This window comes from Burkholderia sp. Bp9090 (assembly GCF_003857985.1).
Lineage (GTDB): Bacteria > Pseudomonadota > Gammaproteobacteria > Burkholderiales > Burkholderiaceae > Burkholderia.
In genome coordinates this window covers 78561-91014 of sequence record NZ_QTPV01000031.1, presented here as the reverse complement: position 1 = coordinate 91014, position 12454 = coordinate 78561, and the positions used below count along the sequence as shown (strand labels likewise).

11 protein-coding genes are annotated in these 12454 nt (G+C 64.5%); 6 read left to right on the top strand and 5 right to left on the bottom strand.

The window, feature by feature from the left end:
* From DIE16_RS36935 to DIE16_RS24925, 6 genes are all read left to right on the top strand, one after another.
* A partial coding sequence (locus tag DIE16_RS36935; protein ID WP_221622538.1) for a hypothetical protein occupies positions 1 to 193 on the top strand: 193 nt, incomplete at its 5' end.
* A gap of 103 nt (positions 194 to 296) precedes the next feature.
* Positions 297 to 1553 (top strand): oligosaccharide flippase family protein, encoded by a 1257-nt coding sequence (locus DIE16_RS24945; protein WP_124893603.1) that lies wholly within the window; start codon positions 297 to 299, stop codon positions 1551 to 1553.
* Positions 1550 to 2374, top strand: coding sequence for a glycosyltransferase (locus tag DIE16_RS24940; protein ID WP_124488764.1), 825 nt, complete (start codon positions 1550 to 1552; stop codon positions 2372 to 2374). The genes DIE16_RS24945 and DIE16_RS24940 overlap by 4 nt, the downstream gene beginning before the upstream one ends.
* Before the next feature lie 43 nt (positions 2375 to 2417).
* Entirely contained in the window at positions 2418 to 3554 is a 1137-nt protein-coding gene (locus DIE16_RS24935; protein WP_124488763.1) for a glycosyltransferase family 4 protein, read from the top strand.
* 14 nt (positions 3555 to 3568) lie between these two features.
* On the top strand, positions 3569 to 4591 hold the full coding sequence (gene galE, locus DIE16_RS24930; protein ID WP_044846276.1) for a UDP-glucose 4-epimerase GalE: 1023 nt from the start codon (positions 3569 to 3571) through the stop codon (positions 4589 to 4591).
* A gap of 27 nt (positions 4592 to 4618) precedes the next feature.
* Positions 4619 to 5725, top strand: a complete 1107-nt coding sequence (locus DIE16_RS24925) for a glycosyltransferase (protein WP_044846277.1) — start codon at positions 4619 to 4621, stop codon at positions 5723 to 5725.
* An 82-nt stretch (positions 5726 to 5807) separates the two neighbouring features.
* Here the strand turns inward: DIE16_RS24925 and DIE16_RS24920 are convergent, their stop codons facing one another.
* From DIE16_RS24920 to DIE16_RS24900, 5 genes are all read right to left on the bottom strand, one after another.
* The gene (locus DIE16_RS24920) at positions 5808 to 7691 is read right to left on the bottom strand and encodes a nucleoside-diphosphate sugar epimerase/dehydratase (RefSeq protein ID WP_044846278.1); all 1884 of its coding nucleotides are present in this window, start codon (positions 7689 to 7691) and stop codon (positions 5808 to 5810) included.
* 12 nt (positions 7692 to 7703) lie between these two features.
* Positions 7704 to 8720 carry a glycosyltransferase family 4 protein gene (locus tag DIE16_RS24915; protein ID WP_124571697.1) on the bottom strand — a complete coding sequence of 339 codons (1017 nt, stop codon included), beginning with the start codon at positions 8718 to 8720 and terminating at the stop codon, positions 7704 to 7706.
* A 5-nt stretch (positions 8721 to 8725) separates the two neighbouring features.
* Positions 8726 to 9691, bottom strand: coding sequence for an SDR family oxidoreductase (locus tag DIE16_RS24910; protein ID WP_124893602.1), 966 nt, complete (start codon positions 9689 to 9691; stop codon positions 8726 to 8728).
* A complete protein-coding gene (locus DIE16_RS24905; protein WP_185735514.1) occupies positions 9688 to 10488 on the bottom strand; it encodes a glycosyltransferase family 2 protein in 801 nt (266 codons plus the stop codon). The genes DIE16_RS24910 and DIE16_RS24905 overlap by 4 nt, the downstream gene beginning before the upstream one ends.
* 83 nt (positions 10489 to 10571) lie before the next feature.
* Positions 10572 to 12413: a glycosyltransferase gene (locus DIE16_RS24900; protein WP_124893600.1), complete on the bottom strand. Its 1842-nt coding sequence runs from the start codon at positions 12411 to 12413 to the stop codon at positions 10572 to 10574.
* Between the last annotated feature and the right edge of the window lie 41 nt (positions 12414 to 12454).

Below are 12454 nucleotides of genomic sequence, written 5' to 3'. Positions count from 1 at the left end.
CTTGCCGACCACACCGCGAATGTCATATGCCTTGAAGATGGATTGGGAGATCATCGATTCTCTCTGGGTTGCGTGCATGGAAAATAATCTGGCCGCCTTTCGCGCATGCCGGCCATCGTACATGCGGGCCTTGCGGAACAAGGAACGGGACGGCTGGAGCGGCCCCGATCCCACTTATAATCGCGGGTTTTGATGACGCGTATTTTGTCCATTTTAATGCCTAGCCGCTCCGCCGCCGCCAACCCGCCGCCTTCGGGCGCCCTGCCGGCCGCCTTCCGCTCGCGCGGCTGCCCCGCATGCTGAAGCGATTCGGCAACCCGGACGTCGCGAAGGCCGTCGCGAATCTCGTCTGGCTGGGGCTCGAACGGCTCACGCAGATCGGCGTCGCGATCGCGATCAGCGGTCTTCTGGCCCGTTATTTCGGGCCGGACGTGTTCGGCAAATGGCAGTATGCGAATACGCTTCTCCTCGTACTGGCGCCGCTCACCTGGGTGTGCGGCGCCGAAATCCTGGTTCCGACCATCGTCCAGCGCCCGCCCGCGCAGCTCGGCGCGGTGCTTGGCAGCGCCTTCGTGCTGCGCATCGGCGTGTCCGCCGTCGCGCTCGTCGCGACCTGGATCGCGATCGGCGCCGGCGCGTTCGACCCGCTGGTCGGCGCGATGCTCGCGGGCCTCGCGGTCACGATGGTGTTCCGCGAGCCGTTCGTCGGCGTGATCAACGCGTGGCTGCAGAGCCTGACCTACAGCAAGCCGCAGCTCGTGACCAGCATGCTCACCGCGCTGGCGAAGGCGCTGCTCGTCTGGCTGCTGGTCCGCGCGGCCGCCGGCCCTGCCCGCTTCGCGTGGCTGTGGGCGCTGGAGGCCGCCGTGATCGGCTTCGCGCTGCTCCTCTACTTCCGCCATCGTAACGGCGGCGCGCTCGGCTGGACGTTCGACAAACCGCTGTTCAGGCACTTTGCCACCGCCGGCACCGTGTTCTGGCTCGGCCTGATCTGCATGTACCTGTTCCTGAAGCTCGATCGCCTGATGCTCGAGCGTCACGTGTCGTTCGCCGACCTCGGCCGCTACTCGGCGGCCCAGCAGCTCAACGAGAACTGGATCACGCTCGCGCTGATGCTCGCGCAGACCATCGCGCCCGCGTTCGTGTACCGCGTGCAGGACGTCGCGCGGCTGCGCCGCAACATCGTCCGGCTGATCGCGATGACCGCCGGCCTGATGACGGCCGGTGCGCTGGTGCTGGACGCGGCCGCGCCGCTCATCGTCGGCAAGGTGTTCGGCCGCGGTTACGAGGCGTCGGTCGACATCTTCCGCTGGGCGGTCTGGCTGTCCGTGCCGGCCGGCATCGAGGCGATAGGCAATCTTATCGTTCTCAAATATCAAGCAAAATTCGTGTTGCTGGCGAAATGGGTGCTCGCGCTCGCGATCGCCGCGCTCGTCAACGTGTTCGCCATCCCCCGGCTCGGCCTGTACGGCGCGCTCGTCGGGCTGGCGGCCGGCTATGTCGCCGCCGCCGCCGTTAATTTTTATTACATTCGTTTCAAGCTGCGCCCATGACGTCTCCCGATTGCCCGCCCCCGCTCGACGATGTGGCCGTGCTGATGCCGGCCTACAACGGCCACGACGACGTCGTGCGCACTCTCGCGTCGTTTCGCGAGGACACGCCGGTGCACGTGCTGATCGTCGATGACGGCAGCACGCCGCCGATCGTGGCGCCCGACCTACCCGGCCTTGCGGTCGAGGTGCTGCGCATGCCGCGCAACGGCGGCATCGAGCGCGCGCTCGAGGCCGGCATCGACGCGCTCGCGGCGCGCGGCTTCCGCTTTGCGGCCCGCATCGACGCCGGCGACCTCGCCGCGCCGCGGCGCCTCGCGAAACAGCGCGCGTATCTCGATGCGCACCCGCGCGTCGCCTGCGTCGGCATGTGGACCCAGGTCGTGTCGCGTGCCGGCGAGCCGCGCTTCATGCTGACCCCGCCCGCCGACCCGCGCACGCTGCGCCGCACGCGCTTCCTGCGCTCGCCGCTCGTGCATCCGTCGGTCATGCTGCGCATCGACGCCGTGCGCGAAGTCGGCAATTACCGCGCGAAGTATCGCGCGGCCGAGGATCTCGATCTTTTTTTACGGTTAATGCAACGCTACGATTGCGCGAACCTGCCCGAGCTCGGCCTCTACTACGAGCTCAACGAGGGCGGGATCAGCGCGACCAAGCGCCGCCGCCAGCTGATATCGACGCTATCGCTGCTGCTGCGGCACTTCAACGTGCTGAACCCGTACGACTGGGCCGGCCTCGCCAAGAACCTGCTGCATTTCGTGACGCCGTACCGTACGCTGCAGCGGATCAAGCAGACGCTGTTCGCGGCGCGGCCGTCCGCGTAGCCCGCCTCCGGCATTTTCGACGCTTTATTTTTTGCTTTTTTTCATGTCCGCTACCTCCTCGCTGCGCATCGCGCTCGTCTGCAACACGGCCTGGGCGATCTACACGTACCGCCACGGGCTGATCCGTGCGCTCGTCGCGCGCGGCGCCGAGGTCATCGTGATCGCGCCGCACGACCGCACGGTGCCGCTGCTCGAGCAGATGGGCTGCCGCTACGTCGCGCTCGCCGTCGCGTCGAAAGGCACGAGCCCGCGCGAGGATCTCGGCACGCTTGCCGCGCTGGTGCGCCATTACCGCGCGCTCGAGCCCGATCTCGTGTTCCATTACACGATCAAGCCGAACATCTACGGGTCGATCGCCGCGTGGCTCGCGCGCGTGCCGTCGATCGCGGTCACGACCGGCCTCGGCTATGTGTTCATCCAGAAAAGCCGTGCGGCGAGCGTCGCGAAGCGCCTGTACCGGTTCGCGTTCCGCTTTCCGCGTGAAGTCTGGTTCCTGAACCGCGACGATCTCGCGACCTTCACCGACGAGCAGCTGCTCGCGCACCCCGAGCGAGCGCGGCTGCTGCACGGCGAAGGCGTCGATCTCGACCAGTTCGCGCCGGTGCCGCTGCCCGCCGGCCGTGGCCCCGTGTTCATCCTGATCGGCCGGCTGCTGTGGGACAAGGGCGTGCGCGAATACGTCGAGGCCGCGCGCGTCGTGCGGGATCGCTACCCGGACGCGCGCTTCCAGCTGCTCGGGCCGCTCGGCGTCGACAATCCGAGCGCGATCGGCCGCGCGGACGTCGACGCGTGGGTCGGCGAAGGCGTCGTCGAGTATCTTGGCGAGGCGCACGACGTGCGCCCGCACATCGCGGCGGCCGACTGCGTCGTGCTGCCGTCGTACCGCGAGGGCGTGCCGCGCACGCTGATGGAAGCGTCCGCGATGGGCCGCCCGATCGTCGCGACCGACGTGCCGGGTTGCCGCGACGTCGTCGCCGACGGCGAAACCGGCTTCCTGTGCCGCGTGCGCGACAGTGCGAGCCTCGCGGAGCAGCTGATCCGCATGATCGAACTCGGGACCGCCGGACGCGACGCGATGGGCGCGTGCGGCCGCCGCAAGGTGAGCGCGGAATTCGACGAGCAGCAGGTCGTCGAACGCTACCGGCAGACCATTCATACATTGACCGGCATCACACTCTGAAGGAGCGCATCAGCATGACCGCTAAAGGCACCATCCTCGTTACCGGCGGTGCGGGCTATATCGGCTCGCATACGGCCGTCGAGCTGCTCGACAACGGCTACGATGTCGTGATCGTCGACAACCTCGTCAACAGCAAGGCCGAGTCCGTCCGGCGCATCGAGCGGATCACCGGCAGGACGCCCGCGTTCCACCAGGTCGACGTGTGCGACGAAGCCGCGCTCGCGAAGGTGTTCGACGCGCATCCGATCACGGGCACGATCCATTTCGCGGCGCTCAAGGCGGTCGGCGAATCGGTCGCGAAGCCGCTCGAGTATTACCAGAACAACCTTGGCGGGTTGCTCTCGGTGCTCAAGATCATGCGCGAGCGCAACGTCCGGCAGTTCGTGTTCAGCTCGTCGGCGACCGTGTACGGCGTGCCGGAGCGCTCGCCGATCGACGAATCGTTCCCGTTGTCGGCCACCAACCCGTACGGCCAGTCGAAGCTGATCGCCGAGCAGGTCCTGCGCGATCTCGAGGTATCGGACCCGTCGTGGCGCATCGCGACGCTGCGCTACTTCAACCCGGTCGGCGCGCATGCGAGCGGGCTGATCGGCGAGGATCCGGCCGGCATCCCGAACAACCTGATGCCGTACGTCGCGCAGGTCGCGGTCGGCAAGCTCGAGAAGCTGCGCGTGTTCGGCTCCGACTACCCGACGCCGGACGGCACCGGCGTGCGCGACTACATCCACGTCGTCGATCTCGCGAAGGGGCACATCGCCGCGCTCGACGCGCTCGCGAAGCGCGATGCGAGCTTCGTCGTGAACCTCGGCACGGGCCAGGGCTACAGCGTGCTGGAAGTCGTGCGCGCGTTCGAGAAGGCGTCGGGCCGCCCGGTGCCGTATGAACTCGTCGCGCGCCGCCCGGGCGACATCGCCGAGTGCTACGCGAATCCGCAGGCTGCGGCCGACCTCATCGGCTGGCGCGCAACGCTCGGGATCGACGAGATGTGCGCCGACCACTGGAAATGGCAGGAGGGGAACCCCCGCGGTTTTGTATAATCCGCTGTCCATTTTTCGAGCGATCCCATGCTCAGCTTCGCGTCCGGCTTCATCGTCTCCCTGCTCGTCACGTTGTTCATCGTGCGCTATGCACATCTGCACGAGAAATTCTCGGTCGACAGCGACCTGGCCGGCGTGCAGAAATTCCACGTACGGCCGGTGCCGCGTGTCGGGGGCATCGGGATCCTCGCCGGGGTCGTCATTGCCGCGCTACTCGTGTCGCGGCGCTATCCGACGATCGCCGGCAGCATTCTCGGGATCGTCGCGTGCGGGATGCCGGCGTTCCTGTCGGGCCTCGTCGAGGACCTGACCAAGCGCGTGTCGCCGCGCGCGCGGCTGCTCTGCACGATGGGCGCGGCCGCGCTGGCGTTCTGGCTGCTGGGCATCGCGGTCAAGCGGATCAGCGTGCCGCCGCTCGACTTCCTGCTCGGCTACGTGGCCATTTCGGCGTTCATCACGGTGCTCGCGGTCGCGGCCCTGGCCAACGCGATCAACATCATCGACGGCTTCAACGGCCTCGCGTCGATGGTCAGCTTCATGATGTTCGCGTCGCTTGCGTATGTCGCATTCCACGTCAACGACCCGGTCGTGATGTCGGCGTCGATCATCATGATGGGCGCCGTGCTCGGCTTCTTCCTGTGGAATTTCCCTGCGGGGCTGATCTTCCTCGGCGACGGCGGCGCGTATTTCATCGGCTTCATGCTCGCCGAACTCGCGATCATGCTCGTGATGCGCAATCGCGAAGTGTCGGCGTGGTATCCGGTGCTGCTGTTCATGTATCCGATCTTCGAGACGTGTTTCTCGATCTACCGGAAGAAGTTCATCCGCGGGATGTCGCCGGGGATTCCGGACGGCGTGCATCTTCATATGCTCGTGTACAAGCGGCTGATGCGCTGGGCCGTCGGGACGAAGCACGCGCACGACCTCACGCGGCGCAATTCGCTGACGTCGCCTTATCTTTGGCTGTTGTGCCTCGTTGCGGTGATTCCGGCGACGCTGTTCTGGCGGCACACGGTGCATCTGTTCGTTTTTGTCGTGCTGTTCGCGCTGACGTATGTGTGGCTTTATCTCAGCATCGTCAGGTTCAAGGTGCCGCGGTGGATGGTGGTGAGAAAGGAAAGACGCGGGCAGTGAGTCCAGCACCCAAAACGAAAAAAGCGCCTCGCGGGGCGCTTTTTTCATGCTCGGGGCCAACGTGGGCGGCGTCCGCGAGAGCTCATTCGTTCGATACGGCTCGCGCCATTGGCACGCTCTGCAGCACCGGGGCGACGGTCGTCTGATATTCCGGCACCCAGCGCCGCAGATCCCGGCGCACCTCGTCGTCGCTCAGCACGCGGTGCTGCATCAGCCACGGCAACAGCTCGTCGAGCAGATGGTCCGGCACTTCCCGCGCACGTGCAATCCGCAGCTTCGGATGCGGCGTGCGCGTGGTCGTCTCGTCGTCCGCGAGCAGTTCCTCGTAGAGTTTCTCGCCCGGACGCAGCCCCGTGAATTCGATCCGGATCTGCCCTTCCGAGAAGCCGTAGAGACGGATCAGATCGCGCGCGAGATCCACGATCTTGACCGGCTCGCCCATGTCGAGAATGAAGATCTCGCCGCCGTGCCCCATGCTCGACGCCTGCAGCACGAGTTGCGACGCTTCAGGAATCGTCATGAAGAAGCGCGTGATCTCGGGATGCGTGACCGTCACCGGGCCGCCCTTCGCGATCTGCTGCTGGAACTTCGGGATCACGCTGCCGGCGCTGCCGAGCACGTTGCCGAAACGCACCGTCTCGAACTGCGTGCCTTCGCTCGTCTGCTGCAATGCCTGGCACGCCATCTCCGCGAGCCGCTTGCTCGCGCCCATCACATTGGTCGGATTGACGGCCTTGTCGGTCGAAATCAGCACGAAATGGCGCACGTTGTGGCGGATCGCCGAGCGGGCGACGCGATAGGTGCCCAGCACGTTGTTGCGCAGCGCCTGCCACGCGTTGTGCTCCTCCATCAGCGGCACGTGCTTGTACGCGGCCGCGTGGAAAACGATATGCGGCGCATAGCGCGACATCACCTGGTCGAGCAGCAGCGAATCCTTCGCGTCGCCGATGATCGGTACGACAGGCTGGTCGGGGAAGCGCTCGCGCAGTTCCTCGGCGAGCCGGTACATCGCATATTCGGAGAGATCGAACGCGACCAGTTGCGCCGGCTTGAAACGTAGGATCTGCCGGCACAGCTCGGAACCGATCGAACCGCCCGCGCCGGTTACCATCACGACGCGGCCGCGCAGCAGCGCCTCGACGTGCGGCGTGTCGATCGTGACGGCATCGCGTCCGAGCAAGTCCTCGAGATCGATATTGCGCACCTGCGACAGGAACCCCTGCCCCGGCATCAGCGCGGTCAGCGACGGCAGCACCATCGCCTTCACGCCGGCGCGCACGCACAATGTCGCAACGCGGCGCTGTGTTTCAACGGATGCCGACGGAATCGCGATGATCGCGTATTCGACCTTCATCGCATCGGTCCAGTGCTTCAGGTCGTTGAACGAGCCGAGCACCTTGTAGCCGTAGATCTCGCGCCCCTGCTTGGTCGGATCGTCGTCGAGGAGGCCCACCAGACGCCATTCCCCCGAACGCGACAGTTCGCGCGCGAGGCTCGCGCCGGCCGTGCCGGCGCCGAGCACGAGCACCGGCTTGCCCTGCCCGACGAGCCCGCCGTACAGGTAGAACTCCTTCGTTGCGCGGTACAGCGCGCGGGCGCCGCCCATCGCGAGGAACAGCATCAGCGGCGACACGAGCAACACCGAACGCGGGATGATCGGCGACGGCTGGAACATCACGGCGCCGATCATCACGATCACGCCGCCGCCAATCACCGCCTTCGAAATCCGAACCAGGTCCGGAAGGCTCGCGAACACCCACAGGCCGCGATACAGGCCGAACACGTGGAACATCAGCGCGTAGACGGGCAGCACCCAGACGAGCGCCGTCAGCGCGCCGCCCATGAAATCGGACGGAACGCTGCCGTTGAATCGGACGAGATAGGCGAACAACCACGCGGCGGTGACCGCCGTCAGGTCAAACAGGAAAGCGCTCAGCGAAAGCCATGATGCTTTGGATCGCAACATCGGCAGGAAACCTCAAGAGTTATTTTCGGCGGCCGACTGAAACCGGCGCCAGCGCATGTCGATTACCAGTCCGATACATGCCAGGACGCCGTACCACGCGAAGAACGACAGCCACTGCTGCAGTTCCGGGCGGCCCTTTGCCCACACGGCGACGATTATGCCCGCGAGCATGATGAGGTACCAATAAAGAGCGGTCCGGCGGTGACCTACGCCCGCCCGGACCATCCTTTGATAATAATGCTCCCGGTGCGCTTGCCAGAACTTTTCGCCACGTAACAGACGTCTCAAAAGTGTTACAGATGCGTCGGCAATAAAGGGCGCGAACACCAGCGCCGGGAACCAGATCGGCCAGACGCCGGCCCGCCAGCCCCAATAGCCGAGCGCACCAGCCAGGAATCCGAGCGGAATCGAACCCGCATCGCCGAGAAACAGCCGGGCCGGATGGAAGTTCAGCAGCAGAAAGCCGAGCGCGGCGCCGGCGACAGCCGAGCCGGCCACGGCCAGATCCGGTGACGGCATCGGGCCGGTCAGCGCCGCGACCGCATATGCGCCGAAGCCGAACAGCGCCATGCCGCCCGCGAGGCCGTCGGCGCCGTCCATGAAGTTGTACAGGTTCGTCAGCCACACCATCGCGAAGCCGATGCCGACCAGCAGCCACCACGGTGCGTCGGCCGGGAACACGGCGATCAGCGCGACGACCGCCGCGAGGTGCGCCGAGAATCGCACGCGGGCGGGCAGCCCGCGCCGGTCGTCGATCTGCGACATCGCGGCGAGTCCGGCGGCGGCGACGGCGATCAGCCACAAGTGCGGCGCCAGCGCGAGCAGCGCAACGACGCAGACCGGTACGATGCCCCATCCGCCGACGCGCGGCGTCGGCAGCGTATGGAGCGAACGGTCGTTCGGAATGTCGGTGGCAAGGCGCCACGCGAGGCCGGTCGCGAGCAGCATGCGCAGGATGGCCGTGGACGCGATGGCTGCGGCCAGCGCCACCGCGGCCGCTTCGGGCCACGTGGATATCGGGAGAAACATGGCGATTATTGTTGTGTGTTGCGCGAACGATACCATGCGGCCGTCGCTTCGAGGCCTTGTCTTGTCGTATAAGGCGGATGCCAGTCGAGCACGCGCGTGATCCGGCCCGTATCGAGCTGGAGGCTGCCGGTCAGACGGTCGATCGCCGCGCGGCGGCCGGTCAGTGCGCCGAGCGCCCGCAGCACGGAGGAAGGGACAGCGATCAGGCGCGCCGGCTTGCCAAGCGCATCGCCGACCAGGCGCAACAGGCCCGTGACCGACGGTGCGTCGTCGTCGGCGACGTGGAAGCATTCTCCGGCCGCGCGCGGATCGATCGCGCATCGCAGCAGTGCGTCGGCCAGGTTGTCGACGTAGACGATGCTGCGGCGTGCCGGGATGGAACCGAGCGGCAGCGGCATCCCGCGCGCAACCGCGTCCATCATGCGCAGGAAGTTGGCGCGGACGGTCGGACCGTAGACGAGCGGCGGGCGCACGACCACGACGTCGAGCCCGTTCGCCGCACCGAACTGTGCCAGCTGCCGCTCCGCGCGCAGCTTCGAGCGGCCGTAGGCATCCTGCGGGTCGGGACTCACCGCTTCCGACAGCGGCACCCCGCCATCGCTCTCGCCGACCGCCTTGATGCTGCTCGCGTAAACGATGCGGCGCACGCCATGCTGGCGCGCAGCTTTAGCGAGACGCAAGGTACCGGCGACGTTGGTCGCGTCGAATGCGGCGTCGGGGTCTGGCGACTCGTCGCGCATCACGTGCACGCGTGCCGCGAGATGAATGACGCAGTCGGCGGCAAGATCCGCTGGCCATCCCTCGTCGAGGCCATCGAAATCGGCTGCGTCGTGCACCCATTCACGCACGCCTTCGATAGTTGCGCCCGGACGCCTCACCAGGGCGGTCACGGTATGTCCGGCCTCCAGCGCGCGGCGGCAGACCGCACGGCCGACGAAGCCGTTCGCACCGGTCACGACGAGATGACTCACCACAGCCTCCAGCCGAAACGGTTGTAGAACTTGAACGCGGATGCCGCGAACATGCGGATGTGTGCGAAGCCCTTGCGGGACGCGCCACCGCCGTGATGGATCACGCGGACCGACGGCACATACGCGACGCGCGCGACATCGTGCGTGCGCAGGCTGAGATCGTAGTCCTCGAAGTAGAGGAAATAGCGCGGGTCGAAACCGCCCAGTTTCTTCAGCACTTCCGTGCGGAACAGCATGAAGCAGCCGCTGACGATGGGTGGATCCCAGACGATGTCGTGATCGTTGATCACGTCGCGCATTTCGTAGTGGGCGAGGCGTCGTCGGAAAGGCCTCCGGAGGGCTTGGGGCAGAAAGCCCCGAGTAAACAGATCAAGCAGCGCGGGGTAACGTCTGCAGAGGTATTGCATATCCCCACGCTCATCGTCGATTTGCGGTGTAACGAGGCCAACGTCGGAATGTGCGTTGAGGAAGTCGAATGCTGCCACAAGGGAATCCCCGTCCAAGTCGATATCGGGATTCAGAATCAAGTGGTAGGAGCTCGCTGCTTGTTCAATAGCAAGATTGTGGCCGCGACCGTATCCGACGTTGCCATGTCCTCCGATGTGGGTACAGCAGACATTGTGCGAACGCAATGCATCGATTGCTGGCAGTGATTTCGGCCCATCGCCGTTGTCAACAAGATATAGCGCCGTCGCAGCGCCCGGGCGCACAGCATCGATGCGCTCGAGAGCGTCGAGCAGACTTGTGAGTGTCCCCTCCAATTGCCCCAGATTCGGTCTGTAGACAACGATCGACACCGTCAGATAGTTTGATTGGGATTGATGCACCCGTTGATAAGCCTGTATCCGATAAACACTTTTGATTCAACCTGCCAGCCGCTTTAGAGCCGAGGCTGTATCCGCCGATACAGCGCCTTGATGCGGCGGCGCCATCCAGCCTGGGTCGATAGCAGGGAACGCATGAACGGCACCCGCGCCAGCTCTTTCCGTACCGCCTGACGTGAGATATGAACGACAGCCATTCGGCGCGCCTGCTCCTCCCCCATCGCTACAACTTCGAACGGGCTGAGCGTCACGCGCATCGCGCGTTGCCGCTCCAGGGCCAAAACATAAGCTTCGTGCAACTTCGCCTGACGGGCAAGCGCGACCTTGCTCGACATCGGTACTCTGTAACGCGATGTGACTCGCATAACTGACGAGAAATCCGTCGCACACGAATAGCGCACCCACAGCACCCAGTCTTCGAGTTGGTCGAGATCTTCGTCGAACCCGCCAAATTCGTCATACAAGCTACGATGAAACAGAACGGCTTGAATAGGAGCAAGATTCTCCTGCCAAAGCACTAAGCGCGAATATTCGCGATATTTCAGCGCAACCGGACCTTCGCGATACGTTACCGAGTCGGCAGTGAGCTCCAAAATCTCCGTCGGCACTTCATGCGAAGCACTGTAGACGACGCGGTTTGAACCATCTTTTGCGACCTGCATCAACGTCTCGACATGGTCTGCATAAAACTGATCGTCGTCGTCGAGGAATCCGATCCATTCTCCGCGCGCGATCGACAAGCCGAGATTTCCGGCCGCGCTCCGGCCAACCGGCACACCGGTCGCTTCATAACGCACGTTGAGGCGACCGGAAAACTCGGTGTCGACCATATCACGGCTATCTGCCGGCCCGTCCTCCACAACGACGACCTCGATGCGCGGATAAGTCTGATGCGACAGGGACATAAGCGCTTCGCGTAGCAATGCCGGACGGCGATGGGTGCGTACGACAATCGAAACCAGCGGCACTACATCAGCATCGAGTTCCTTGGTAGCAAACGCAAAAAATGCTCCATCACGGCGCTCGCCATAACCCCAGAAACGAAAATCCGGACGAAAACCCGCGTCCCGATAGCGAGCTCCCGTGCGCCGGAAATAGGCTGCGGTTTCCATGTATCGGATCAGGGTTGATACATGCTGGCGCCTCGCAGACGGAAAGCGCTGGGGTCGCGCGAATTCCAGGAGCCAACATCCATAGCCTCGCAACACGTCGCCCCAGAATCCAAAGCGAGTACGCAGTTGCAACGAAGCTAGCACGCCGCCGGTGATCTGGAGCGGCTTGACTTCCCTCGGCTTCGAGTAACTATCGTGTATGACGATCGCACGCGGTTCATACCGTAACCCCCATCCCGCGGCTCGCAATCGCCAGGACAGGTCGACGTCTTCACCATACATGAAGATTCGTGGCTCGAATCCGGCTGCTTGTGCAAACGCGGCCCGCCTGAACACGACTGCTGCGCCGGTCACCCAATCGGTCCGAAGTGTAACGGGGTCGTAAAGCTTGGGGTGCTCGTACGGAACTTGCCGCAACTCCCACGCACCGATGTTGTCGGGCGAGCCGATAATAGCCGTTTGCAACTCCGTCATCGCGTTTGAATGCAAACGTATGTCCGGATTCAACACGAAGAAAAAAGGCGCGGCCGCCAATTCAAACGTGGCATTGTGCGCAGCACCGAACCCTACATTCTGTTGTGAATGTACGATCGATATTTCAAACGGATAGCGGCCGCAATTGCAGGCAAACCGATCCCACCTTGCCGCATCGGCGGGATCGTTGTTGCGAAGCCAGAGACGGATTTCGATACCTGCGCAAGACTTTTGAGCAGCGAGACTGTCCAGTAGGTCGGCAACGATTGCTTCCGCCTCACGATATACCACGACGGATATGTCAAATCGCATTTCTCATCCTGTCTTCGTGATCGACGACATCCATCGTCAAC